30 protein-coding genes, 1 pseudogene and 1 riboswitch are annotated in these 23,820 nt (G+C 71.5%); of the genes and pseudogenes, 17 read left to right on the top strand and 14 right to left on the bottom strand.

Annotated features, from left to right (window positions below; genetic code table 11):
* Positions 1-26: 26 nt before the first annotated feature.
* From ACIRJR_RS25225 to ACIRJR_RS25205, 5 genes are all read left to right on the top strand, one after another.
* Positions 27-185 carry a hypothetical protein gene (locus ACIRJR_RS25225; RefSeq protein ID WP_164493765.1) on the top strand — a complete coding sequence of 53 codons (159 nt, stop codon included), beginning with the start codon at positions 27-29 and terminating at the stop codon, positions 183-185.
* Positions 186-381: 196 nt separating this feature from the next.
* Positions 382-636, top strand: a complete 255-nt coding sequence (locus ACIRJR_RS25220) for an HU family DNA-binding protein (protein WP_403784533.1) — start codon at positions 382-384, stop codon at positions 634-636.
* A gap of 16 nt (positions 637-652) precedes the next feature.
* Positions 653-1,039: an SRPBCC family protein gene (locus ACIRJR_RS25215; RefSeq protein ID WP_403784531.1), complete on the top strand. Its 387-nt coding sequence runs from the start codon at positions 653-655 to the stop codon at positions 1,037-1,039.
* Positions 1,040-1,337: 298 nt separating this feature from the next.
* Positions 1,338-2,048, top strand: a complete 711-nt coding sequence (locus ACIRJR_RS25210) for a lysophospholipid acyltransferase family protein (protein WP_403784529.1) — start codon at positions 1,338-1,340, stop codon at positions 2,046-2,048.
* An 87-nt stretch (positions 2,049-2,135) separates the two neighbouring features.
* Positions 2,136-3,164 carry an NAD-dependent epimerase/dehydratase family protein gene (locus ACIRJR_RS25205; RefSeq protein ID WP_403784747.1) on the top strand — a complete coding sequence of 343 codons (1,029 nt, stop codon included), beginning with the start codon at positions 2,136-2,138 and terminating at the stop codon, positions 3,162-3,164.
* Between the two features lie 75 nt (positions 3,165-3,239).
* Here the strand turns inward: ACIRJR_RS25205 and ACIRJR_RS25200 are convergent, their stop codons facing one another.
* The 8 genes from ACIRJR_RS25200 to ACIRJR_RS25165 all read right to left on the bottom strand — a co-directional run bounded on the left by ACIRJR_RS25200 (position 3,240) and on the right by ACIRJR_RS25165 (position 10,260).
* Positions 3,240-4,817, bottom strand: a complete 1,578-nt coding sequence (locus tag ACIRJR_RS25200; RefSeq protein ID WP_403784527.1) for an alpha/beta hydrolase — start codon at positions 4,815-4,817, stop codon at positions 3,240-3,242.
* Positions 4,818-4,970: 153 nt separating this feature from the next.
* Entirely contained in the window at positions 4,971-5,756 is a 786-nt protein-coding gene (locus tag ACIRJR_RS25195) for an urease accessory protein UreD (RefSeq protein ID WP_403784525.1), read from the bottom strand.
* Complete coding sequence (ureG, locus tag ACIRJR_RS25190) at positions 5,753-6,430, bottom strand: urease accessory protein UreG (RefSeq protein ID WP_403784524.1); 678 nt, start codon at positions 6,428-6,430, stop codon at positions 5,753-5,755. Before ureG ends, ACIRJR_RS25195 begins: the two co-directional genes overlap by 4 nt.
* 44 nt (positions 6,431-6,474) lie before the next feature.
* Positions 6,475-7,140: an urease accessory protein UreF gene (locus tag ACIRJR_RS25185; protein WP_403784522.1), complete on the bottom strand. Its 666-nt coding sequence runs from the start codon at positions 7,138-7,140 to the stop codon at positions 6,475-6,477.
* A 17-nt stretch (positions 7,141-7,157) separates the two neighbouring features.
* Positions 7,158-8,879, bottom strand: coding sequence for an urease subunit alpha (locus ACIRJR_RS25180; protein WP_403784520.1), 1,722 nt, complete (start codon positions 8,877-8,879; stop codon positions 7,158-7,160).
* Positions 8,872-9,183 (bottom strand): urease subunit beta, encoded by a 312-nt coding sequence (locus ACIRJR_RS25175; protein ID WP_329226270.1) that lies wholly within the window; start codon positions 9,181-9,183, stop codon positions 8,872-8,874. The genes ACIRJR_RS25180 and ACIRJR_RS25175 overlap by 8 nt, the downstream gene beginning before the upstream one ends.
* A 14-nt stretch (positions 9,184-9,197) precedes the next feature.
* Positions 9,198-9,500, bottom strand: coding sequence for an urease subunit gamma (locus ACIRJR_RS25170; protein ID WP_403784518.1), 303 nt, complete (start codon positions 9,498-9,500; stop codon positions 9,198-9,200).
* A gap of 139 nt (positions 9,501-9,639) precedes the next feature.
* Entirely contained in the window at positions 9,640-10,260 is a 621-nt protein-coding gene (locus ACIRJR_RS25165; RefSeq protein ID WP_403784516.1) for a TetR/AcrR family transcriptional regulator, read from the bottom strand.
* 107 nt (positions 10,261-10,367) lie between these two features.
* Between ACIRJR_RS25165 and ACIRJR_RS25160 the strand changes: the two genes are divergently transcribed.
* Positions 10,368-11,366: an ABC transporter permease gene (locus ACIRJR_RS25160; RefSeq protein ID WP_403784514.1), complete on the top strand. Its 999-nt coding sequence runs from the start codon at positions 10,368-10,370 to the stop codon at positions 11,364-11,366.
* Positions 11,367-11,502: 136 nt separating this feature from the next.
* On the opposite strand, the gene ACIRJR_RS25155 is transcribed toward ACIRJR_RS25160, so the two are convergent.
* Entirely contained in the window at positions 11,503-11,784 is a 282-nt protein-coding gene (locus ACIRJR_RS25155) for a type II toxin-antitoxin system Phd/YefM family antitoxin (RefSeq protein WP_403784512.1), read from the bottom strand.
* Between the two features lie 98 nt (positions 11,785-11,882).
* Between ACIRJR_RS25155 and ACIRJR_RS25150 the strand changes: the two genes are divergently transcribed.
* From ACIRJR_RS25150 to ACIRJR_RS25140, 3 genes are all read left to right on the top strand, one after another.
* Positions 11,883-12,518, top strand: coding sequence for an ATP-dependent Clp protease proteolytic subunit (locus ACIRJR_RS25150; RefSeq protein ID WP_403784510.1), 636 nt, complete (start codon positions 11,883-11,885; stop codon positions 12,516-12,518).
* 7 nt (positions 12,519-12,525) lie between these two features.
* On the top strand, positions 12,526-12,834 hold the full coding sequence (locus ACIRJR_RS25145) for a hypothetical protein (protein WP_403784508.1): 309 nt from the start codon (positions 12,526-12,528) through the stop codon (positions 12,832-12,834).
* 366 nt (positions 12,835-13,200) lie between these two features.
* Positions 13,201-13,373: riboswitch (cyclic di-AMP (ydaO/yuaA leader) on the top strand.
* Between the two features lie 3 nt (positions 13,374-13,376).
* On the top strand, positions 13,377-13,847 hold the full coding sequence (locus ACIRJR_RS25140; RefSeq protein ID WP_403784506.1) for a C40 family peptidase: 471 nt from the start codon (positions 13,377-13,379) through the stop codon (positions 13,845-13,847).
* A gap of 18 nt (positions 13,848-13,865) precedes the next feature.
* Here the strand turns inward: ACIRJR_RS25140 and ACIRJR_RS25135 are convergent, their stop codons facing one another.
* Positions 13,866-14,495, bottom strand: a complete 630-nt coding sequence (locus ACIRJR_RS25135) for a LysE family translocator (protein ID WP_403784504.1) — start codon at positions 14,493-14,495, stop codon at positions 13,866-13,868.
* Between the two features lie 72 nt (positions 14,496-14,567).
* Here ACIRJR_RS25135 and ACIRJR_RS25130 point away from each other — a divergent pair, with 72 nt between their 5' ends.
* Positions 14,568-15,482 carry a LysR family transcriptional regulator gene (locus ACIRJR_RS25130; protein ID WP_403784502.1) on the top strand — a complete coding sequence of 305 codons (915 nt, stop codon included), beginning with the start codon at positions 14,568-14,570 and terminating at the stop codon, positions 15,480-15,482.
* Between the two features lie 19 nt (positions 15,483-15,501).
* On the opposite strand, the gene ACIRJR_RS25125 is transcribed toward ACIRJR_RS25130, so the two are convergent.
* Positions 15,502-15,933 carry an ATP-binding protein gene (locus ACIRJR_RS25125; protein ID WP_403784500.1) on the bottom strand — a complete coding sequence of 144 codons (432 nt, stop codon included), beginning with the start codon at positions 15,931-15,933 and terminating at the stop codon, positions 15,502-15,504.
* A gap of 229 nt (positions 15,934-16,162) precedes the next feature.
* On the opposite strand from ACIRJR_RS25125, the gene ACIRJR_RS25120 reads away from it, so the two are divergent.
* Complete coding sequence (locus tag ACIRJR_RS25120) at positions 16,163-17,116, top strand: helix-turn-helix domain-containing protein (RefSeq protein WP_403784745.1); 954 nt, start codon at positions 16,163-16,165, stop codon at positions 17,114-17,116.
* Positions 17,053-17,259, top strand: a complete 207-nt coding sequence (locus ACIRJR_RS25115) for a DUF397 domain-containing protein (RefSeq protein WP_403784498.1) — start codon at positions 17,053-17,055, stop codon at positions 17,257-17,259. Before ACIRJR_RS25120 ends, ACIRJR_RS25115 begins: the two co-directional genes overlap by 64 nt.
* Here the strand turns inward: ACIRJR_RS25115 and ACIRJR_RS25110 are convergent.
* On the bottom strand, positions 17,252-18,400 hold the full coding sequence (locus ACIRJR_RS25110) for an 8-amino-7-oxononanoate synthase (RefSeq protein WP_403784496.1): 1,149 nt from the start codon (positions 18,398-18,400) through the stop codon (positions 17,252-17,254). The genes ACIRJR_RS25115 and ACIRJR_RS25110 overlap by 8 nt on opposite strands.
* A gap of 144 nt (positions 18,401-18,544) precedes the next feature.
* Here ACIRJR_RS25110 and bioB point away from each other — a divergent pair, with 144 nt between their 5' ends.
* The 4 genes and pseudogenes from bioB to ACIRJR_RS25090 all read left to right on the top strand — a co-directional run bounded on the left by bioB (position 18,545) and on the right by ACIRJR_RS25090 (position 22,470).
* Positions 18,545-19,714, top strand: coding sequence for a biotin synthase BioB (gene bioB / locus ACIRJR_RS25105; protein ID WP_403784743.1), 1,170 nt, complete (start codon positions 18,545-18,547; stop codon positions 19,712-19,714).
* Positions 19,707-21,011, top strand: coding sequence for an adenosylmethionine--8-amino-7-oxononanoate transaminase (locus ACIRJR_RS25100; protein ID WP_403784494.1), 1,305 nt, complete (start codon positions 19,707-19,709; stop codon positions 21,009-21,011). Before bioB ends, ACIRJR_RS25100 begins: the two co-directional genes overlap by 8 nt.
* Before the next feature lies 1 nt (position 21,012).
* Positions 21,013-21,702, top strand: coding sequence for a dethiobiotin synthase (bioD, locus tag ACIRJR_RS25095; RefSeq protein WP_403784492.1), 690 nt, complete (start codon positions 21,013-21,015; stop codon positions 21,700-21,702).
* Between the two features lie 73 nt (positions 21,703-21,775).
* Positions 21,776-22,470: pseudogene (locus ACIRJR_RS25090) on the top strand (class I SAM-dependent methyltransferase).
* Positions 22,471-22,480: 10 nt separating this feature from the next.
* Here ACIRJR_RS25090 and ACIRJR_RS25085 read toward each other — a convergent pair.
* Together ACIRJR_RS25085 and ACIRJR_RS25080 are read right to left on the bottom strand one after the other, a co-directional pair.
* Positions 22,481-22,852, bottom strand: a complete 372-nt coding sequence (locus ACIRJR_RS25085; RefSeq protein ID WP_403784490.1) for a fic family toxin-antitoxin system, toxin component — start codon at positions 22,850-22,852, stop codon at positions 22,481-22,483.
* Positions 22,849-23,076, bottom strand: coding sequence for an antitoxin (locus ACIRJR_RS25080; protein WP_073750044.1), 228 nt, complete (start codon positions 23,074-23,076; stop codon positions 22,849-22,851). Before ACIRJR_RS25080 ends, ACIRJR_RS25085 begins: the two co-directional genes overlap by 4 nt.
* 132 nt (positions 23,077-23,208) lie before the next feature.
* On the opposite strand from ACIRJR_RS25080, the gene ACIRJR_RS25075 reads away from it, so the two are divergent.
* Entirely contained in the window at positions 23,209-23,628 is a 420-nt protein-coding gene (locus ACIRJR_RS25075; protein WP_403784488.1) for a GNAT family N-acetyltransferase, read from the top strand.
* Positions 23,629-23,820: the final 192 nt, after the last annotated feature.

Below are 23,820 nucleotides of genomic sequence, written 5' to 3'. Positions count from 1 at the left end.
GTGCGGCCGATGAGGAGCGTGCGCTCATGCCTGGATCCACGAAGACCATGGGAGTGCTCACGGTCGGCGCGCTGGTCGCGGTGACGGCTTACACAGTGGCACTGGGGAGCAACGGCTGGCTCTGGTTCGGCTGGGTGGTGCTGGGACTGGCCACCCTGGGGATGGTCGCCACCCGCGACACCTGAGACGGTCCCCCGCCCCCCGTACCCGGTCCCCCGGCGTCGCGACCGGTGACCGGGCCGCCCGGGTGGCCTACGGCTGCGTGCGAGGGCCGCCCGGGGGTGCCAGCCTGAGGACGAGGTGCGGCGCCGCGACGGGCCGGCTCCGGCCGGCCGGTCACGGCTGCCGCGTGTCGTCGTCGGCGGGAAGTGGGTGCTCCGTATGGACAGGTCCGGGCTGATCGAGGCGATCGGGCGCAAGACTGCGGGCGGCGGCGGGCTGCCGGACGACGGGATCGGCCGGGTCGTCGACGCCCTGTTCGGGACGGTCGCGGAGCCGGGTGTGATCGCGGAAGCGCTCAAGGAGGGCAGGGCGGTCACCCTGGTGGGCTTCGGCAGCTTCCACGACGTGGGCGGCGAGGCGTCGCTGCGGCCGGGCAAGGCGCTCAACGAATTCGTCCAGGACCGTACCGGGTGAGCCGGTCCCCGGTCCGATGACGATCCTGACGCTGCGTGCCGAGGGCGCCGCGCCGCCCGAGGACGTCTGGCTGCGCTACGTGACCCCGGCCTGCTGGCCCTCCTGGTCGCCGCAGATCAGAGCGGTGCGCGTGGAAGATGAGCGCCTCGCCCCGGGCACCCGGGGCGAGGTCGTCTCACTGTTCGGCGTCACCGCCGCCTTCGCCGTCGAGTCCGTGGACGAGGAGCGGTGGCGGTGGGTGTGGAGGGTCCGGTCGGGGCCGCTCCGCCTGCGCCTGTCCCACGCGGTCGTGCGCCGGCCGGGCGGATCGGCCACGACGCTCCGGATCGAGGGTCCCGCACTCGCCCTCGCCGCCTACGCCGGTCCGGCACGGTGGGCGCTGGGGCGCCTGGTCCGGGGGTGACCGGCCGGACCACCGGGCGGGGCATGCGGCGGACGGCGTGTCCGGGCGGCCGTGCGCCGGGGGCGGCCCAGGACTTCGTATGGACCGGAAACAAAGCTACGATCGATCACCGACGAGCAGGCGGGTCCGCACGGGCCGCCGGCTGATGCCACATCAGGTGAGACGACGAGGAGCGGGTACCCGTCCGGGGAGGCCGGGGTGCGGCCGGCCGCTCGACCGGGCCGGCAGAGGGACAACGCCACGCGTGACCTGACAGAACGCGGCCACCGGCCCGGTCCGGAAGGCTAGGAGAGAAGCTGTGTTCTATTACGTCCTGAAGTACGTCGTGCTGGGTCCTCTGCTGCGGCTGACGTTCCGGCCGCGCATCGAGGGGCTGGAACACATTCCCGACGACGGCGCGGCCATCGTGGCGGGCAACCACCTCTCGTTCTCCGACCACTTCCTGATGCCGGCGATCCTCAAGCGGCGCATCACGTTCCTCGCGAAGGCCGAGTACTTCACCGGCCCGGGCATCAAGGGCAAGCTGACCGCGGCCTTCTTCCACAGCATCGGGCAGATCCCCGTGGACAGGTCCGGCAAGGAGGCGGGGCAGGCCGCCATCCGCGAAGGCCTGGGTGTGCTGAGCAAGGGCGAACTGCTGGGCATCTACCCGGAGGGCACCAGGTCGCACGACGGGCGCCTGTACAAGGGCAAGGTCGGCGTCGCGGTGATGGCGATCAAGGCGGGGGTCCCCGTCATCCCCTGCGCGATGGTCGGCACCTTCGAGATCCAGCCGCCCGGTCAGAAGATGCCCAAGATCAAGCGGGTCACCATCCGGTTCGGCGAGCCGCTGGACTTCTCCCGGTACGCCGGCCTGGAGGACCAGAAGGCGGCGATCCGTGCGGTGACGGACGAGATCATGTACGCCGTTCTCGGTCTCTCCGGACAGGAGTACGTCGACGAGTACGCGGTGAAAGCGAAGGCCGCACAGGGCGAGGAGTCCAAGAAGTTCCCCCGTCGGCCACGCTGAGGGGGGAATCTGCTGGGGGCAGATCTCCCTGGCCCCGCCACGTGACGCGGACGTAGCGTTTTCGGCATGAGCAGAGGACGAGCCTTCGTGCTGGGCGCCACGGGACAGATCGGCCGGGCCGCCGTACGGGCTCTCGCCGGGGACGGCTGGGACGTGACCGCGGCGTCCCGCGGGGGCGGCAGGGACGGGACCTGGGGCGACGGTGTCCGCGCCGTCGCGCTCGACCGCGAGGAGGAGGGGGCTCTGGCCTCCGCCCTCGGCGACGGATGCGACGTCCTGGTCGACATGGTCGCCTTCGGCCGGAGTCACGCCGCGCAGCTCACGGGGCTCGCGGACCGGGCCGGATCCGCGGTCGTCATCTCCAGCGGCGCGGTGTACGAGGACGGCCGGGGCCGCAGTTTCGACACGCAGGGCGAGGCGGACGGCTTCCCCGAGTATCCGGTGCCCGTCCCGGAGACGCAGTCCACGGTCGCCCCCGGGGACACGACGTACGGGACGCGCAAGGCCGCGCTGGAGCGTGAGCTGCTCGCGGCGGGCGACGTGCTGCCGGTGACGCTGCTGCGCGCGGGCGCGGTACACGGGGCCCACTGCCGCACGCCGCGCGAACTGTACTTCGTCAAGCGCGCGCTGGACGGGCGCGGACGGCGGGTGCTCGCCTACGGCGGGGCGAGCCGCTTCCATCCGGTCCATGTGTCCAACGTCGCCGAGTTGATACGGCTGGCCGCGCTGCGTCCGGCGTCACGGGTTCTCAACGCGGGCGACCCGCAGGCACCCACCGTCGCCGAGATCGGCGCGGCCATCGACGGCGTGCTGGGCACAAGGAGCGAGACGGTGCTGGTGGCGGGTGCGCCGCCGGGTGGCACTGTCGGAGACACACCGTGGAGCGGAAGGCATCCCGTCGTCTACGACACGACGGCCGCCGAACGGGAGCTGGGGTACCGCCCGGTGACGGGGTACGAGGAGTCACTGCCGGGGACCGTCGACTGGCTCGCGGGGCAGCTCCACGGGCGCGACTGGAGGCAGGCCTTCCCGAAGATGGTCCGCTCCTACGGCGAGGCCCTCTTCGACTACGCGGCGGAGGACGTCTGGCTGGAGCGGCACGACCGGGCCGGGTGAGCGCGCCCCGTGAGGGGCGGGGTGAGCGGGCGGCCGCCCGGATTCATCGGCCGCCCGCTCACGTTCAGGTGGTGATCACGGCTTCGGTGTGGCGTGCGGGGTGCACGTCACATCGCGCCGGTCGGTCTGCCCCGTGAGCAGGTAGGTGTCCACCCGCTCGTTGATGCAGGGGTTGACCAGGCCGGTGACACCGTGCGAGCCGGCGCCCTTCTCGGTGATGAGCCGGGAGCCCTTGAAGCGCTTGTGCAGTTCGACGGCGCCCTCGTACGGAGTGGCGGCGTCACGCGTGGACTGCACGATCAGCACCGGAGGCAGGCCCTTGCCCGTGCGGACGTCCAGGGGAGTCTGCTGCTTGGACGGCCAGGTCGCGCAGGGCAGGTTCATCCAGGCGTTGGCCCACGTCATGAACGGGTGGTCCTTGTGCAGCCGGGTGTTGTCGCGGTCCCACTTCTTCCAGCTGGTGGGCCACTGGGCGTCCGCGCACTCGACCGCGGTGTACACGGCGTTGCCGTTCTCCGAGCTGATGTTGCCCGCGGTGTCCGACAGGTCGGGTGCCGCGGCGTCGATCAGCGCCTGGGTGTCGCCGCCCAGGTAGTCGCTCCAGATCTGGGCGGTGGGCGCCCAGGCGGAGTCGTAGTACGGCGCGCTCTGGAAGAATCCGATGAGCTCGGCGGGTCCCACGACGCCGCCGATCGGGCTCTTCTTGGCCGCCGCGCGCAGGGTGAGCCACGCCTGCTCGACCTTCTCGGGCGTGTCCCCGATGTGGTAGGCCGCGTCATTCTCGGCGACCCAGGCCTTCCAGTCGTTCCAGCGGGTCTGGAAGGCGATGTCCTGGTTGAGGTTGGCCTCGTACCAGATGTTGTCCTTGGCGGGGTTCACCACACTGTCGACGATCATGCGGCGTACGTGCGACGGGAAGAGCGTGCCGTAGACCGCGCCCAGGTAGGTGCCGTAGGAGACGCCCAGGAAGTTGAGCTTCTTCTCGCCCAGCGCGGCGCGGATGACGTCGAGGTCGCGTGCGGTGTTGGGCGTGGTCATGTGCGGCAGCATGTCGCCGCTGCGCTCGGCACAGCCGTCGGCGTACTCGGCCGCGAGCTTGCGCTGGGCCCGCTTGTCGGCCTCGCTGTCCGGAACCGGGTCGGCCTTCGGGGCCTTCACGAACTCCTGGGGGTCGATGCAGGAGATCGGCGCCGAGTGGCCGACCCCGCGGGGGTCGAAGCCGACGAAATCGTATGCCTTCGCGGCCTTCGTCCAGAGCGGGTTCTTGGTGACGACGCGCTTCGGGAACGCCATTCCCGAGCCGCCGGGGCCTCCCGGGTTGTAGACGAGCGCGCCCTGGCGCTCGCCCTTGGTGCCCGTGCTGACGTGCCGGTCGACCGCGAGCTTGATCTGCTTGCCGTTGGGCTTGCCGTAGTCGAGCGGGACGCTCACCCATCCGCACTGGATGGGTGCGGCGATCGCCCAGTCGGCCGGGCAGTCCGTCCAGTCGATGCCGGCCGTCGCGGCCCGGGCGGCGGCGATCTGGACGCCGCGTGCCTCCTGGCCTGCGTCGTGCCGGCTGTCGGCACCGGCGGCCGGTGTGGCTATCGCCCCCGCTATGAGCGTGCCCGCGATCAGAGTGCCGGCCGAGCCGAGCACCGCTGTGCGCTTCAAGTGGAACCTCCCCCTGCGTGATGCGCCGCCCGGGGCGGCGCAGTGGTTCATGTGTCCAGGCGGATCCTTTCGTCTGTGGGGTTGCTGAGAACAGGGCGTACGCGTGTTTCTTTACCGAACCAATAACCGGTGCCGACTGCCCGCTGAGCGAACTCAGGTCCTGCGAAGGGCCTTTGAATCCTTCAGCAGCCCCTCCAGTGCCTCGTCGAGCACCGCTCGGAGCAGCCGCCCGTCGGCGGCGAGCGCCGTCACGAGGACGGCGGGGCCCGCGAGCGGGGTGAGGGCGGCGGAGGGGCCGAGCAGCCTCGGCTCCGGCAGGCCTTCGTCGAACGCGGGGTCGACGAGGAGCAGTTGCCCCACGGCCCGGTGCCCGCCCAGCACCGCCGCCCCGTCCCAGCCTCCGGGCGCGCCCGGCCCGTAGGCGAGCTGCTGGTCGAGCAGCGGTCGTCCGGCCATGCGGACCGTCAGACGGGACGAGAGACGGCCGGTGGTCTCGCCGTGCCGGCCGAGGATCAGTTCCTCTCGGAGCACCAGTCGTGCGGTGTCCGCGAGTTCGGCACGGGTGGTCATGTCGAGTGCGCTCCCGCTCGCGGAGACGAGCTGTTCGGGGAGCCAGTGGAGCTCCGCCCCCTCCCCCACACTCAGCCGCACGTCGTACGCCGCGGGGCCGGCGTCGGGGCCGGCTCCCGGCAGCGCCACGGTGGCGGCGGCGGAGTCCACCGTCAACCGCGTCCCCTTCCCGGCCCCGACCTCGATGGCCAGCCGGTCGCCGCCGAGGGGTGCGCTCATCGCGCCGACCACGGTGACGCGTGCTCGGGCGGGGTCCGGGGACCTGGTCCGGCGCACGGCGAGCGGCCCTTCGCTCTCGAGCACCGGGAGGGAGGTCGATCCCCGCCCGTCGGCGGCCGCCGTGATCCGCGCGGTGGCCGTGACGCTCATGCGGACCAGTCCGCGAGCCTCGCCCGCACCCAGTCGGCGACGGGCGCGACACCGTCGGCGCCGGTCAGTGAGGTGAACACCACGGGAAGCTCCCCGCGTTGTTCGGCGGCGTCCCGGGCCATCCGGTCCAGGTCGGAGCCGACGTAGGGGGCGAGGTCCGTCTTGTTGATGACGAGAAGGTCCGCGGTGGTGACACCGGGGCCTCCCTTGCGCGGGATGTCGTCGCCGCCCGCGACGTCGATCACGAAGACCTGGGCGTCCACGAGCCCCTTGGAGAAGGTGGCGGTGAGGTTGTCTCCCCCCGACTCGACCAGGATGAGGTCGAGGGGGCCCACGGAGTCCTCCAGGTCCTCGACGGCTTCGAGGTTGGCTGAGATGTCGTCGCGGATCGCGGTGTGCGGGCAGGCACCGGTCTCGACCGCCTGGATGCGCTCGGGCGGCAGTACGGCGTTGCGGAGCAGGAAGGCGGCGTCCTCGCGGGTGTAGATGTCGTTGGTGACGACGGCGATGGAGATCCGGTCACGCAGCGCACGGCAGAGTGCGGCGACGGTGGCCGTCTTCCCCGAGCCGACCGGCCCTCCGAGGCCGATGCGCAGGGCGCGGCGCGTGCCGTCCGGACGCGCCGCGTCCGCGCTGACTGCCGCCGGGCCGTTGTGCGCGTGGTCGAGATGCATGGATACGACTCCTTGTGATGACGGGCGGGGGGATTCGCCGTGGTTCAGGACGCGAACAGGCGGACCGGCCAGGCCGCGTGGGCCTCGGCGGAGATGTCGAGCAGCGGGGCGGAGGCGGCCGGCAGCGCGTCGATGCCCCGCAGCGCGGCCTCGGCGGCCTGTTCGGCGACCTGGTCAAGGGCGGGCGCGAGCCGGGCGAGCACCGCGGTCGCCTCGAAGGGGTCCAGGGACAGGAGACGGACCACCGCGGTGGCCGGCCCGCTGACCGCTTCGTAGGCGACGCAGTGCGCGGCGTCCACGGGGCTCAGGCCGGCCGCTCGCGCCGTGAGGCCGAGGACGACGGGCTGGTGGGCACCGCGTGGTCTCGCCTCGGCGAGCGCGGCCAGTTCGGGGCTGGGCCAGGTGGCCCGTGCCGCGCGCATCAGCTGCCGGCCGAGCTTGCGCGCGACGTTCCTGAGCGCGGGTGAGGGTGTCCGGGCGTCGGCGGCCTCGTCGAGCGCGAGCGGGTCGAGGCCGTGGGCCGCCGCCGCGGCGAGTGCGGCGGAGGTGAGCCCGGTGGTGTGGAGCCTGCCGAGGCAGAAGTCCGCCAGGTCCCGGGCGTCGCGGATGTGTCCTGCCTTGACGGCCGGCTCGGCACCACCGGAGTGGGCGTGGCCACCGGCGGGAAACCGGCCGTCGGCGAGGACGAGCAGGGCTGCGCGTGTCGTCATGAAGTGCTGCCCGGCCCTCAGAAGAGGAAGTACCGCTGGGTCATGGGCAGTTCGGCGGCGGGTGCGGGTTCGACCGGATCACCGTCGATGGTGACGGCGAAGCTGTCGGGGTCGACCTCGACCCGGGGCAGGGCGTCGTTCTCCCGCATGTCCGCCTTGGTGACGCCCCGGGTGCTGGTGATCGGCACGAACGTCTTGCCGAGCCCCAGACGTTCGGGCAGGCCGGCCTCGATGGCGGCCGAGGACACGAAGTTGAAGGAGTTGGCCGCCGGAGCCCGGCCCACGGCGCCGAACATCGGGCGGGGCATGACCGGCTGCGGGGTGGGGATCGAGGCGTTGGCGTCGCCCATCTGCGCGTACGCGATCTGGCCGCCCTTGATCACCGTCTGCGGCTTGACGCCGAAGAAGGCCGGGTCCCACAGCACGAGGTCGGCGAGCTTGCCGGTCTCGACGGAGCCGATCTCCCTGTCCAGGCCCTGGGCCACCGCGGGGTTGATCGTGTATTTGGCGACATAGCGACGTACCCGGCGGTTGTCGGCGGCGCCGTCGCCCGGCAGGGCGCCCCGTCGCCGCTTCATCACGTGGGCGGTCTGCCAGGTGCGGAGGACCACCTCGCCGATCCGGCCCATCGCCTGGGAGTCCGAGGAGATGATCGAGATGGCCCCCAGGTCGTGGAGGATGTCCTCGGCCGCGATCGTCGACGGCCGGATACGGGACTCGGCGAAGGCGAGGTCCTCCGGCACGGTCGGGTTGAGGTGGTGACAGACCATCAGCATGTCGAGGTGCTCCTCGATCGTGTTGACGGTGTGCGGCCGGGTCGGGTTGGTGGAGCTGGGCAGGACGTAGGGCTCCGAGACCACGCTGATGATGTCGGGAGCGTGCCCGCCGCCCGCTCCCTCGGTGTGGTACGCGTGGATCGAGCGCCCCGCGATGGCCGCCAGCGTGTCGGCGACGAATCCGGCCTCGTTGAGCGTGTCCGTGTGGATGGCGAGCTGGGCACCGGTCTCCTCGCAGACACCCAGGCAGGCGTCGATGACGGCAGGCGTCGCACCCCAGTCCTCGTGGATCTTGAACCCCAGCGCTCCGGCGCGCAGTTGGGAGTGCATCGCCTCGCGGGACATCGTGTTGCCCTTGCCGAGCAGGCCGATGTTGACGGGGTACCCCTCGAGCGCTTCGAACATCCGCGCGAGATGCCAGGGGCCCGGGGTGATCGTCGTGGCCTTGGTGCCTTCCGCCGGGCCCGTGCCGCCCCCGACGAGCGTGGTGATCCCGGAGGAGAGTGCCTGGTCGATCAGGGTCGGCGAGATGAAGTGGACGTGCGCGTCGATGGCTCCGGCGGTGAGGAACTTGCCGTTGCCCGCGATGATCTCGGTCTCCGGTCCGATCACCAGGTCGGGATGCACGCCGTCCATCGTGTCCGGGTTCCCGGCCTTGCCGATGCCGGTGATCCTGCCGTCCCGGATACCGATGTCGGCCTTGACGACGCCCCAGTGGTCGATGACGACCGCGCCGGTGATGACCGTGTCGGGAGCACCCTCGGCGCGGGTGGTGCGCGCCTGGCCCATCGATTCGCGGATCACCTTCCCGCCGCCGAACACGGCTTCGTCACCCGCCCGTCCGGGGCCCCCGGACCGGTCCTCCTCGATCTCGACGACGAGATCGGTGTCGGCGAGCCGGATGCGGTCACCCGTGGTGGGTCCGAACAGGTCGGCGTACACGGGTCGGCTGAGCTCAGGCATCGAGGGAACCTCCGGTGTCGCCGCGCAGTCCGGGGACGATGCGCAGGCCTGCGATCGGGACGAGTTCGACGTCGACGGGGATGCCGGGCTCGAAGCGCACGGCGGTTCCGGCGGCGATGTTCAGCCGCAGCCCGTGGGCCGCGCGACGGTCGAAGTCCAGGCCGGTGTTGGCCTCGGCGAAGTGGTAGTGCGATCCGACCTGGACGGGCCTGTCCGCCGCGTTGAGGACGGTGAGGCGGGTGACGGGGCGCCCTTCGTTGAGTGCCACCGGCTCCTGTGCGTACAGGATCTCTCCGGGAATCATCGGCTGCTCCCCCGTCAGACGATCGGCTCGTGGACGGTGACCAGCTTGGTGCCGTCCGGGAAGGTGGCCTCGACCTGGACGTCGTGGATCATCTCGGGGATGCCCTCCATGACGTCGTCGCGGGTGAGGACCTTCCTGCCGGAGGCCATCAGTTCGGCGACGGTCCGGCCGTCGCGGGCGCCTTCGAGAAGGTGCGAGGTGATCAGCGCGATCGCCTCGGGGTGATTCAGCCGCAGTCCACGCGCCTTGCGCTTCTCTGCGACGTCGGCCGCCACATGGACGAGCAGGCGTTCCTGTTCGTGCGGAGTCAGTTGCACGCTTCCACCCTCTTCGTCTTCCGCCCGGTACCTGCCCCGGGCGCAGCGGGACCCTATCCCGCCTTCAACACTCTGTTGAACGATGAAGAGGATTCCGCGACCAGGTATTGCACGTTAGGGCGGAAGTTTTTCCGGCGCGTTAACTGATCTTTTGCGGATCCATGGACATCAGGCCTCGCAGCCCGTTCTCCAGGGCCTCGACCTCGACCCCGCCGAACAGGGCTTCCTGCGCGATGAAGCCCTGGGCGGTGGCGATCATCGTGCGGGCGACGTCGTCGGCCGGCACATCGGAGTGCATGATGCCGGCCGCGCGATATGCCTCCACCAGCTTCGCCCAGGCGGCGCGCATTCCCGCGTATCCCTCGTCGAGCGTCTTCGCCAGGCGCTCGTTCCGCATGGTCTCGGCCCACACCTGGACGACGAGCATGGTGCACTCACGGCGCTCCATGCCATACATCCGCCCCTCGAGAACCCCCCGGAGCACCCGCCCCAGGAGCACGTCGGGCGTGGGCGGCGGGACGAGGTGCGCGGCTTCCTCGAAGGCCTCGCGGATACCGCCGAACGCCTCGTCGGCGATGGCCGCGATCAGGTCCTCCTTGCCCGGGAAGTAGCGGTAGACGGCTCCTGCCGACAGCCCGACCTCCTTCAGCACGTCCTGCATCGACGTGCCGTGGAAGCCGTTGCCGGCGAAGCAGCGTGCCGCTCCGGTGAGGATCTGCCGGCGGCGGGCGTCGAGGTGCTCCTGGGATACGCGTGCCATGCGACCAATCTAAAACGAACATTCATTCTTGACAAGGACCGAAGGCGGCGCGACAGTGGAGGCCACTCAAAACGAACGATCCTTCTCTTTGAATTGAGGCACCCGCCATGCCCGCTGCACCGAACCGCCGCGCGGTGTCGGCCGTCCTGCTGGTCCCCCTGATAGTGACGCTCGCGCTCTGGGCCTTCTCCTGGCCGGCCGCCAGGATCGCCCCACGCGATCTTCCGGTCGGCATCGCCGGCGCGGCGCCGGCCGCCGATCAGCTGCAGGCGCGGTTCGAGCAGCGCGAGGGGGCCTTCGAGGTCCACCGGTACGACGACGCGGCCGCCGCCCGTGCCGCGATCGAGGACCGCGCCGTATACGGCGCGGTCGTGGTCACCGACAAGGGTCCGCAACTGCTCACCGCTTCGGCGGCGGGCCCGGTCGTCGCCCAGTTGCTCACGGAGGCGGCCGGTGCGGCGGCACCCGGCGGGGCCGGCGTGCCGGTCACGGACGTCGTCGCGGCGCCGGAGGCCGACCCCCGTGGAGGCGCTCTGGGCGCGAGCATCCTGCCGCTCGCTCTCGCCGGGGTGGCCGCCGGAGCGGTCGTGACCCTTCTCGGGCTGCGCGGCGTCCGGGCCGCCGTGACCCTCCTCGGCGCGGCGGCACTGGTGGGCATCGCCGCCACGGCCCTGACCGACAGCTGGCTCGGCGTGATCACTGGCGACTGGTGGGCCGAGGCGGGCACCATCGGGCTGACCGTGCTGGCGATCGGAGCGCCGGTGGCCGGGCTGGCCGCACTGATCGGCGCACCGGGCATCGGGGTGGGAGCCCTGTTGATGGTGCTGCTGGGCAATTCGTTCTCGGGCGTCACCAGTGCGCCGGAGATGCTCCCCGAGCCGGTCGGTGCGATCGGCCAGTGGCTGCCGCCGGGCGCGGGTGGGTCCATGCTGCGGTCCGTCGCGTTCTTCGACGGGAGCGCGGCGGGCGGTGCCGCACTCGTCCTGGCCGCCTGGGCCCTGCTGGGCCTCGTCGCCGTCGTGGCGGGCGGGCGCACGCGTCCGGTGCCCGCCGCCGGCGGCGCCGAGCCCGTCGGCCGTGAGCGTGAACCCGCGCTCACCGGCTGAGCGTTCCGCACCAATCGAGGCCGTGTCTCCTGCCCCAGTGGCCGGGAGACACGGCCTCCCGCGTTCAGCGCCCCACCGGCAGCGGCCCCCCGACCTCGCGCGGCCGTCCCGGCCGGTCGCCGCGCCGGCCGGGCAGTCAGTCCTCCCGGTCGTGACCGCGGTGCTCCGCGGCGATACCGAACCGGCGCCGTTCGCCCGCAGCGGACGGCGCCGAGTGGATCGAGGACACCGACCGGATCACCTGCTCCTCCTCCGCCGACTCCTCGCTCTCAAGTCGCTGCAGGTCAGCGGCTGACACCAGCGCCACGAGCGGCTTGCCGTGCCGGGTCACGACCACTCTCTCGCCGCCGTATACGACGCGGTTGATGAGCTCGGCGAGCTCTGCGCGGGCTTGCGTCACCGGAATCTCGTAGGCCATGGTCACCATCATAACCTTCTGTACGTCCTGTACATTTTTTACGTGCCGGGCGCTCACGCCGGTCCGTGCCTGTGGGGATTCCGAGGAGAGGCATCATCATGTTCCGTCCCGCCGCCCGCCACGTTCTGCCCGAGTTCACCGAGCGCACCGCATACGGGTCCCGGAGCATGGACCCGTATGCGAAGCTGCTGTCGGAGCGGATCGTCTTTCTCGGCACGCCCGTCGACGACACCGCGGCGACGGATCTCATCGCGCAGTTCATGTATCTGGAGCACGCGGACCCCGACCGGTCCCTGTCCCTCTACATCAACTCGCCCGGCGGCTCCTTCAACGCCATGACGGCGATCTACGACACCATGCACTTCCTCGCCTGCGAGGTGGAGACCTTCTGCCTCGGCCAGGCGGGTTCCAGTGCCGCGGTGCTGCTCGCGGCCGGCGCACCGGGACGCCGACATGCCCTGCCGGGCGCCCGGGTAGTCATTCAGCAACCCGTCCTGGACAAGCCGGTGCGGGGCCAGCTCTCCGATCTCGACATCCAGGCCGCCGAGTTGCTGCGCGAGCGTGAGTTGCTCACGGCCATGCTGGCCCGTCACACGGGGCGTTCCGCGGGGCAGATCAGCGCCGACATCGAACGGGACACCATCCTCGACGCCCAGGCCGCCCTGGCGTACGGGCTGGTGGACCACGTCGTGGAGAACCGCACACCGTCCCAGCCGCCGCATCCCGCGAGGTGAACGCCCGATGCTCCCACCCCGGTTCCCGCCGCTTCCCGCACTGACCCGCGCCGAGGCCGAGTTCATCGACTGCTACCTGGAAGTGCTCGACCAGCTCGGCCGCATCAATCCCGCCCGGGGCGGCGACACCTACGGAGCCCTCCGCGCGGCCCAGGCTCTCGCGTCCAGGGCAACCGCCCTCCGCGAGGCACTCGTGCTGATGCACGAGCGGGGTGAGTCGCAGATCCACGCGGACACCCTGGCCCGGGCTCTGCGGCTGCTGGACGGGGAGCGCCGCGCGGGCCGGGTCGCCGTGCCTCCCGCCCCGTCGAGTTGAGCGGTCCGGTCACCCGATCCGGCGAGCGGGCCGGCTCCTTCGGTGCCCTTTCCCGACACGCCCGGTCGGCCGATGAGTTTTCCTCGCTCGTTCGGCGTAGAAGCTCCCCCTCCCGAGGGACAGTCCAACTTGCGCAAAGGGCGCGGACGCTGAACGGAATCCACTGTTCCGCTGCTGGTGCGCGGCTGGTCCGGTGCGGCCGCCGGGAGGCCGGACGAGCCGCGTCCACCCGTTCGGATCAGTGGTGACGACTTTCACATGTCGCCACTTCAGGGAGGAAATCCGGCAGTCCTTGCGTAAAGATCCCTGGGACGACAAGCCCCCGCCACCGCGGCGGGGCGGTCCGGGCGGACGCCGAGTCCTGCCGCTGTCCGGATGCCTGGTCGACAGAAGTGGATCGGCAGGAGTGGAGGACCCGAGCACAACGGGCCGCCCGGACATCCGGACGGCCCTCGGGGTGAAGCCGCTTCGCGCGGCCGGGCAACTTCGCCAGCCCGAACCCGACAGGTCATCCTTCACAGGCGGCTGACGAAGGGTTGCGCATGACTGCGCAGGTTCATGTCCCGTCTCTGTTCGCCCGGGTCGGAACGGCCTCGGCTCTGACTTTCGCCGTAGGGACCACCATGCTGGCCCCCGGCTTCGTGAACGACGCCGAGGCCGCCGCCCACTCGGCGACGGCGCTCAAGGTCGCCGCGTCGAAGAAGGGGGCGCCCTACAGATGGGGCGCCACAGGCCCTCACCGGTTCGACTGTTCCGGGCTCACGCTCTACTCGTTCAAGAAAGCGGGCAAGAAGCTACCCCGCACGGCCCAGCAGCAGTACAACAAGACCCGCCATATTTCCAGGTCGCAGCGGAAACGCGGCGACCTGGTCTTCTTCCACGCGGGCCGCAGCGTGTACCACGTCGGCATCTACGCCGGCAGCGGAAAGATCTGGCACTCGCCGAAGACCGGAGCCGTGGTCCGGCTGGAGAGGATCTGGTCCGGCAACGTCTGGTACGGGAGGGTCCACTGACCTTCCTCCCCACCTGGTTCAGCGCAGCAGGGGCCCCGTCACCAGCACGAGTCCCAGCGCGGTGAGCGCCGTGCCGCTGCCGCCCTCGATCGCACGGGCGGTACGCGGCCGGCGCAGCCACCGGCCCAGCCGGTCCACCAGGAGGGCCACGGCCGGGAACCAGACGAGCGCGAGCAGGACGACCACCGAGGCGAGCAGCAGGGTCCTGGGCAGGGGCGGCTGCCCGTCGGGGACGAACTGGGGCAGCAGACTCAGGAAGAGGACGGGCGCCTTCGGGTTCAGTGCGTTGGTCAGGAACCCCTGGCGCAGCGAACGCCGGAGCCCCGAAGGCGCCCTGCTCCCGGTCTCCGCCGCGGCCGTGGCCCGCCACCGCATCGCGTACAGGCCGCTGAGGCCGAGGTAGAGCACGTACGCGCCGCCGAGCAGCTGAACGGTGCGGAAGAGGACGGGCATCGTCACGAGCACGGCCGCGAGCCCGGCGACGGCCAGCGCGGTGTGCACCAGGAGCCCTCCCGCCACTCCCACGGCGGTGGCCAGCCCGGATCTCCGGGATGCGAGCGCGTTGCGTACGACCACGGTGAAGTCGGCCCCTGGCAGTGCCACCATTCCCGCGGCCACGGCGACGAAGGCGAGCAGTTGTGCGTCCATGGCTCCACCCTGACCGCATCCGCCCTTTAACGTGTACTTGCAATCTTCTGGGTCTGCCAAAAGGAACGCTTAATGTACGACCCGACACGGCTGGCCGCGCTGGTGGCGGTGGCGGAGGCCGGCTCGATCACGAAGGCCGCCGCACGGCTCGGTTACACCGCTCCCGCCCTCTCGCAGCAGCTGGCCAAACTCGAGCGGGAGGCGGGAGCGGCCCTCCTCGTCCGCCACCATCGCGGGGCCCGGCTGACGGCCGCCGGCGAGCTGCTGGCGGGGCGCGCCCGGCGTGTGCTGGACGAGATGGACCAGGCGCGGCACGAGCTGGCCCGGCTCGCGGGGCTCTCGGGCGGCCGACTGCGCGTCGGCACGTTCGTGACAGCGGGGATCCACCTGCTGCCTCCGGTGCTCACCGCGTTCCGGCGCGCTCACCCCGACGTGGAACTGGCCGTGACGGACTACGAGCCGCCCGCCGGGGTCGCCGCCGTGGCGGCGGGCGAGGTGGACCTGGCGCTGACCCATGCCTACGAACCCGCGGCCGCCGATCCGATGCCGGCGGGGGTGTCCGCCGAACCACTCCTCGTCGAGCAACTGGTACTGGTCACCGCCCCCGGGCAGATGCTGTCCGAAGGCAGCGGTCCGCTGCCCGTCGCGGGGCTCGCGGGCCGCCCGCTGATCAGCAGCGCACCTGAGCACCCGCCGCGGCGCGGGGTGGAGCGTGCGCTGGCCGAGGCGGGGGCCACCCCCGCCGTGGTGTGCGAGTCGCCCGGCTACGCCCTGGTGTGCGCCCTGGTCAGTGCGGGCCTCGGCGTGGCGGTGGTCCCTGAGATGGTGGCCGCGATGTCACCGGCCCCTCTCGCGGTGCGGCGCCTGGAACCGGCCGCCTTCCGGCGGACGATCTCCGTGGTGCACCGGGGGGACCGGAACACCCCGGCCGCGGAGACACTGAGGGCGTTGCTGCGCAGCGGGTTCGGCCGGGCCTCCGCTCCGTGAGCGTGCCTGCTCGGCCCTCTCAGGTCTGTACGGGAACCGGCCAGGGAAGAGCGATCGACACGGTCTTGCCACCGTCCGGGGTGGGGCTGACGCCGAGCCGGCCGCCGTACTCCTTCACCAGGGCCCGGATGATCACCATGCCGCGGCCGTTGTCCTGCCGGACGGCGGCGGGCAGCCGCTGGGGCCAGCGCGGGTGGCTGTCCGTCACCCCGAGGAAGAACTCGACGTCACGGTCGAGACGCAGGTCCACGGTGAAGGTGGGCGACTGCCCGAAGGTGTGCTGGACGGCGTTGGTGGCCAGCTCCGAGACGACCAGCCGGATGGTGTCCGCCGTGTCGTCGTCCTCGGCCAGGCCCCATTCGGCGAGTACGCGGGCCACATATCTGCGGGCCTCGGAAACCGAGGCCGGATCGCTCGGCAGAGTGACGGTTGCTTCCTGATGGTCTGCCATGGCGACGCCGTCCCTTCCCGCCCTGACCGGCCCACGGCCGGCCTGGATTGTGCTTCGCGCCAGACTGCCACCGATGACGCCCTTCATGACGGCGATCCACCAAGATATGCATATATCTGTCGCTCATTACGGTGAACTCCCCCCGCTGATCCTCGTACGAGCGCGACACTGGCCCCTTTCCGAGCCGGACCCGCCGGGGCGGCTCTCCGCACAACGGGAGGAGGCCGCGATGCGGAACGGGCCGGCGGTACGCCGCCGCAAGCTCGGTGAGGAGCTGCGCAGCCTGCGCCACACCTCGGGGTTCACGAGCCGGGAAGCCGCCGGGATGCTGGGCTGGCACCAGTCGAAGGTGAGCCGGATCGAGACGGGGGCGAGCGGGGTGACACCTCGTGACGTGACCCGGCTGCTGGACGCGTACGGCGTGGACGACAGGCAGTTGCGCTCCCTGCTCCAGGCCCTGGCGGGCTCCGCCGGCGGCGGCGGAACCGGATGGTGGCACGCCTACCGAGGGCTGATTCCGCCCCAGTACCGCGACTTCATCAGCCTGGAGTCCCAGGCCGATGCCGCCCGCACGCTCGAGACATCGGTGGTCCCTGGGCTGCTGCAGACCGCCGACTACGCGCGGGCGGTGACCATGTCCTCGCTGGACGGGCTGCCGCCGGCACAGCTCGATTCGCTGGTGGAGGTCAGGCTCGCCCGGCAGAGCGTCCTCCAGGCGCCCCGGCCGCTGCGGCTCAGCGTCGTGCTCGACGAGGCCGTGCTGCGGCGGGAGGTCGGCGGCCCTCGGGTCATGGAGGAACAGCTGCACCACCTGGCCCAGGCAGCTCAGCTCCCCCAGGTGACGCTCCAGTTACTGCCCTTCGACGCAGGCAGCTATATCGGGCTCACCGGACCTTTCGTAATCTTCTCCTTTCCGAACACTTCTGATCTGGATGTGGTCGTTCTTGACCATCTGACGAGTAGCCTCTATCTGGAGCGGAGAGAAGACCTTGAGGCGTACAGCTCGGCCTTCCGCACGATGCAGGCTCACGCGCTGTCGCCGGAGCGTTCGCTGGACCTCATCGCCGCAGTAGGAAGCGGCGGTCAGACGGAACCTTCAGACTGCCCGAGGGGGGCACGATGTCCGACCGTTTCGCACAGCCCGCACCCAGGTGGCGGCGCAGCAGCCGCAGCACCGGGATGAACAACTGCGTGGAGACCGCACGGCTCGGCGACGACGGGCTCGCCGTACGGGACTCCAAGGACACGGACCTGCCGCCGCTCCGCTTCTCGACCGCGGCATGGACGGGCTTCGTCGCGGGACTCCACGGACTCCCGGTCAGCTGACCGGGAGAGGGGCATGCGCGACGAGTGCCCCCACGGCGGCCCCGATCTGTTCCCCCGTCAGGTCCGCCCTTGCGGTCAGTCTCAGCCGCGAGATCCCGTCCGGCACCGACGGCGGCCGGAAGCACCCCACCGCGACACCGGCCGCCCGGCACTCCGCCGCCCAGCGCACCGCCGACTCCGCCGAGGGCGCGCGGACGGACACGACGGCGGCGTCGGGGCGTACGGCCGTCAGACCTGCGGCGGTCAGCCGGCCGTGGAGTTCGACGGCGACCGCCCCGGCCCTGGCCGCGCGCGCCGGCTCGCGGCGCAGCAGCCGCAGAGCACCCAGGGCGCCGCCGACGGCCGCCGGAGCGAGGCCGGTGTCGAAGATGAAGGTGCGGGCCGTGTTGACCAGGTGGCGGATGACCCGGGCAGGGCCGAGCACCGCTCCGCCCTGACTGCCGAGCGACTTGGAGAGGGTGAGCGTAGCGACGATCCCCTCTCCACCCGCGAGCCCGGCGGCCGCGAGCGCACCGCGCCCGCCGTCCCCCAGGACACCCAGCCCGTGCGCGTCGTCCACGAGGAGGGCCGCGCCCGCGTCGCGGCAGGCCGCGGCCAGTGCGGCCAGCGGGGCGGCGTCACCGTCCACCGAGAAGACGGAGTCGGTCACCGCCAGTGCCCGCCCGCCGTGCGCCTGGAGCGCCGCGCGCACCGCCTCGGGGTCCGCGTGCGGCATGACGGCGGTGGTGCCCCGGGAGAGTCGGCAGCCGTCGACGATCGAGGCGTGGTTGCCCGCGTCGGAAAGGATCAGCGAATCGCGCCCGGTGAGTGCCGTGAGCGCGGCGAGATTGGCCGCGTAGCCGGAGGAGAACACCAGGGCGGCCTCGAATCCGCAGAAGGCGGCCAGTTCGTGTTCGAGTTCGGCGTGCAGCGCGGTGGACCCGGTGACCAGCCGCGAGCCGGTGGCGCCCGCGCCCCAGATCCGTGCCGCCTCGGCCGCCGCCGTGGTGACCTCGGGGTGCCGGCTGAGACCCAGGTAGTCGTTGCTCGCGAGGTCCAGCACTTCCGTCCCGGCGGGCCGAGGACGCAGCGTCCGGACGAGTCCGGCGTCGGCACGGCGCCGGGCCTCGTCGTCGATCCAGTCGAACGGGGCGTAGGACATGGGCGGGTCCCTTTTTGTAGGCAGCTCACAGACCCTAACCGGGTGCGCAACAGGCCAGGGTGTGGCAATACACACAGCATCGACCTGCTCTCCTGTCCGGTTCCTCCTTGGCCGATGGCGGTGCCGTACGTCAGGATCAAGGCCATGGACCTGCTGAACACGCTGGTGGACAAGGGGCTGCGGCGCGAACTGCCGACCCGTGAAGAAGCGCTCGCCGTGCTGGCGACCTCCGACGACGAACTGCTCGACGTGGTGGCTGCGGCCGGAAAGGTGCGCCGCGAGTGGTTCGGCCGGCGCGTCAAGCTCAACTACCTGGTGAACCTGAAGTCCGGACTCTGCCCCGAGGACTGCTCGTACTGCTCGCAGCGGCTCGGCTCCAAGGCCGAGATCCTCAAGTACACCTGGCTGAAACCGGACGAGGCGAAGAAGGCCGCCGCCGCGGGGGTCGCGGGCGGTGCGAAGCGGGTGTGCCTGGTGGCCAGCGGCCGCGGGCCGACCGACCGGGACGTCGACCGGGTGTCGCGGACGATCGAGGCGATCAAGGAGCAGCACGAGGGCGTCGAGGTGTGTGCGTGCCTGGGCCTGCTGTCGGAGGGCCAGGCGGACCGGCTGAGGTCCGCGGGCGCCGACGCGTACAACCACAACCTCAACACCTCTGAGGGGACGTACGGGGACATCACGACCACGCACACGTACGCCGACCGGGTGGACACCGTGCAGCAGGCACAGGCCGCCGGGCTCTCGGCCTGCTCCGGCCTGATCGCGGGCATGGGCGAGACCGACGCCGACCTGGTGGACGTCGTCTTCTCGCTGCGCGAGCTGGATCCCGACTCGGTGCCGGTGAACTTCCTGATTCCCATGGAGGGCACACCCCTGGCGAAGGACTGGCACCTCACGCCGCAACGGTGTCTGCGCATCCTGGCGATGGTCAGGTTCGTGTGCCCGGACGTCGAGGTGCGGCTCGCGGGCGGCCGCGAGGTCCATCTGCGTTCGATGCAGCCGCTCGCCCTGAATCTGGTCAACTCCATCTTCCTCGGCGACTATCTGACCAGCGAGGGGCAGTCCGGCCAGACCGACCTCGACATGATCGCGGACGCCGGGTTCGAGGTGGAGGGCGCGGCCACGACGACGCTCCCCGAACACCGTGCGACTGCGGCCGGGGGCTGCGGCTCGCACGAGGGCGGCTGCGCGCCGTGCGGCGACGCCGCCGACGCATCCGCTCCGGACCCGTCCGAGGTGCCGTCGGCGGCGCGTACGGATCTGGTGGCGGTCCGCCGTCGCGGTGCCGGAACGGACCTCGCGCCCAATGCCTGATCCGCTCCGCCCCGCGGAACTCCGCGCCCTGGACCGGGCCCACGTCTGGCACCCCTACGGCCCGATGCCGGGCCGGCAGGAGCCGCTGGTCGTGGAGTCCGCGTCCGGAGTGCGCCTCCGGCTCGCCGAACCCGCCCATGGGCAGGACGAGTTGGTGGACGGCATGTCGTCCTGGTGGTCGGCGGTCCACGGCTACAACCATCCGGTGCTCAACGAGGCCGCACGCGGCCAGCTGGACCGGATGAGCCATGTGATGTTCGGCGGGCTCACGCACGAGCCCGCCGTCCGGCTGGCGACGCGGCTGGTGGAGATCACTCCGGAGCCGCTGCAACACGTCTTCCTCGCCGACTCGGGGTCGGTCTCCGTCGAGGTCGCGGTGAAGATGTGCCTGCAGTACTGGCGTTCGGCGGGACGGCCGGCCAAGCACCGGCTGCTGACCTGGCGGGGCGGGTACCACGGGGACACCTGGCAGCCGATGTCGGTGTGCGACCCGGAGGGCGGGATGCACGAGCTGTGGTCGGGCTCCCTCCCGCGGCAGATCTTCGCGGACGCGCCTCCGGACGGCTTCGACGCCGAGCCGGACGACGCGTACGCACGGCACCTGAGCGAGCTGGTGGCCGCCCATGCCGACGAGCTGGCAGCGGTGATCGTGGAACCCGTGGTGCAGGGTGCGGGGGGCATGCGGTTCCATTCCCCCGCGTATCTGCGGGTGCTCCGTGAGGCGTGCGACGCCAACGACGTCCTGCTGGTGTTCGACGAGATCGCGACAGGTTTCGGCCGGACCGGGCAGTTGTTCGCGGCCGGCCACGCCGGGGTGTCACCGGATGTCATGTGCGTCGGCAAGGCTCTGACCGGCGGCTATCTGACGCTGGCGGCAACCCTGTGCACCTCTCGGGTGGCGGAGGGCATTTCGAGCGGCGACGTGCCCGTGCTGGCACACGGGCCGACGTTCATGGGTAATCCGCTCGCCTCCGCGGTGGCCTGCGCGTCCGTGGACCTGTTGCTCGGCCAGGACTGGGAACTGGAGGTGAAGCGGATCGGCACGGGGCTGCGCGCCGGTCTGGCCGAAGCCGCCGGCCTGCCCGGCGTCCGTGACGTCCGGGTGCTGGGTGCGATCGGGGTCGTGCAGCTCGATCGCGAAGTGGACATGGCGGCCGCCACGAGGGCCGCGGTCCGCGAGGGTGTGTGGCTGCGTCCGTTCCGCGATCTCGTGTACACGATGCCGCCCTATGTGACCGGTGATGACGATGTGGCGCGAATCTGCCGGGCCGTGTGCGCGGTGGCGAGGGAGGCCTGAGATGACGATCCTGGTGGTGACCGGTACGGGAACCGAGATCGGCAAGACGGTGGTGACCGCCGCGGTGGCTGCCGCCTTCCGGGACCGCCGTGTCGCCGTCCTCAAGCCGGCCCAGACGGGCCTCGCCCCGGGCGAACCGGGAGACGCCGAAGAGGTCGTCCGGCTGGCCGGCGCCCATGTGACTGCGGTGGAACTGGCCCGCTTCCCGGAGCCGTTGGCGCCCGCGACCGCGGCCCGCCGGGCCGGCCTCACGCCCGTACGCCCGCAGGAGATCGCCGAGGCCGCTCAGAAGCTGGAGGCGGAGCACGACCTCGTGCTGGTCGAGGGCGCGGGCGGGCTGCTCGTGCGCTACGACGACCAGGGGGCCACGCTCGCCGACGCCGCCCGGCTGATGGCTGCGCCCGTGCTGGTGGTGGCACCAGCGGGTCTGGGCACCCTGAACGCCACGGCGCTGACGACCGAGGCGCTGCGGGCACGAGGACTCGCGTGTCCCGGAGTGGTCGTCGGGAGCATGCCCGCCGAGCCGGACCTGGCCTCGCGCTGCAACATCGCGGACCTCCCGGTCGCCGCGGGAGTCCCGTTGCTCGGCGCGGTGCCGGCCGGGGCGGGGGCCCTGGACCCGGCCGAATTCCGTGCGCGGGCGACGAGTTGGCTGGCACCGGAGCTCGGCGGGAACCGTCGCGCCGGATGAGCGGCTGAGCGGGCCCTCACGGGGGAGAATCGAGGGAGAGCCGTATCCACGTGCCCTCCGAGGAGGCCCGATCATGCGACGGCGCAGCACACCTGTCCCCCGTGACGCGGTGCACCACCCGGTTTTCGCCCGCTTCTACGCCCGTATGAGCGTGACAGCCGACCTCAAGGGGGGCGTGGCCGCGCATCGCGAGGAGCTCCTCGCCGGTGTTTCGGGGCGTGTCATCGAGATCGGCGCGGGCAACGGCCTCAATTTCGCGCACTACCCGGGGGCCGTGTCCGAAGTGGTGGCGATCGAGCCCGAACGCAGTCTGCGACAGCTGGCGGCCGGTGCGGCCCGGCGCGCGGAGGTGCCGGTCGACGTCGTGCCGGGCACGGCCGAGGCGCTGCCCGTCAAGAGCGAGGCGTTCGACGCCGCGGTGGCCTCGCTGGTCCTGTGCACCGTGCGGGACTGCCCCGGGCACTGGCGGAGATCAAGCGAGTACTGCGGCCCGGCGGCGAGCTGCGCTTCTTCGAGCACACCCTCGCCCCCGGCGGAGCTCTGGCGTCGGCACAGCGTGCGGTGGACCGCACCTTCTGGCCGAGGCTCTTCGGAGGCTGTCACACCGCGCGGGACACGGTCGCGGCCATCGAGGCGGCGGGCTTCGAGCTGGGCGTCTGCCGTGGATTCCGCATCCCGGACAGGGGCGTGCAGCTGCCCACCTCCCCATGCGTCATCGGCGTGGCCCGCCGGTCGGTCGTGGTGGACAGCCCGGCGGTGGGGAGCTGAGGAGCCCCGGTCAGATGCTCCACCGGCGCAGTTCGTCGGCGATGGACCGGACGTCGGCCTTGCCCTCCTTCACCAGCCTGGCCAGGTCCCGCACCTGTTCCGGGGAGGTGGTGACCTTCAGCCCCGAAGCGACGAGGTAGCCGTAGGCGACGGCGGAGGCGAACATCGCGTTTGAGTGCTCGAGCGCGGGCACGTGCAGGAGGAGCTGGAGCATGGCGGCCGCACGGGAATGCGGGTCGCTGTAGACGGGGCTGCCGAAGATCTCCGCCTCGTGCCGGCTGACGGCGGCGACGAGCGCGCCCCAGTCGACGACCTGTGGATCACCGGGCGTCTTGTGCTCGGCGACCATGAGCAGCCAGGAGAGGTCGATCTGCAGGTTCAACGGGTGCCTTTGCGCTCCGTGCCGAACTCCTCGGCGAACACCGACTCGTACTGCTTCATGAAGTCGGCCGCGGCCTCGACGAAGGTGTGTCCCACCTCGCCCGCATCCTGTTTGACGAGTTCCTCTATGTAGCGGTTCACGCTCATCCCCCGCTGCAGGGCACGCTGTCGCGCCGCCTCGGCGGTGGCCTCGTCCACTCGAACGTTCAGCTGAGTCTTGGGCACGTCATCACGCTAGCGCGTGCGCGCTAGCACCCGCAAGAGCAGCGAGGCCGCGCGCGGAAGGAGACACGAGGGGCGAGGCCGTGGCAGCGAAAATGTTTCCCGTACCGGGGGGCTCTCTGGTTGGCTCGCACCATGACCGATCTTGAAATCCGCCGCGCCGCCCTCCCGGACATCGACGCGGTGCTGCGGTTCTGGCGCGAGGCCGCGGAAGGCACCAGCATCACCGACGACCACGACGGTGTCGCCCGGCTGATCTCACGGGACCCGGAGGCGCTGCTCCTCGCGGAGAGCGGCGGCCGGATCACCGGGACCGTCATAGCCGGCTTCGACGGGTGGCGCTGCTCCGCGTACCGGCTCGCCGTACACCCGGACCACCGGCGGCAGGGCATCGGCACCGCGCTGCTGGACGCCGCGGAGCGGCGGTTCACAGCCATCGGCGGGCGACGGATCGACGCGATGGTCCTGGAGGCCAACACGCGGGCTCATCACGCATGGGGCTCGGCTGGCTACCATCGCGAGGACCACTGGCGGCGCTGGGTCAAGTCACTCTGAACCACGGCCACCGGCCGCCGAGCGGCCGGGGACGGCCGCAAACCGCCCACCGACCACGACATTTTGCCGATCCTTTACTATGGGATCCCCGACCGTCCGACCTTTCGAGAGGTGTGAGCGTCCGCCCATGGGCGAGCCCCCCAGTAGTCGACACAACCGCTGTCGCGCGATCCTTCCGCCCCTGCCCGACCA

Source organism: Streptomyces sp. NPDC102402, from assembly GCF_044765765.1.
Taxonomy (GTDB): domain Bacteria; phylum Actinomycetota; class Actinomycetes; order Streptomycetales; family Streptomycetaceae; genus Streptomyces.
This window is presented reverse-complemented; position numbering and strand designations above follow the sequence as displayed.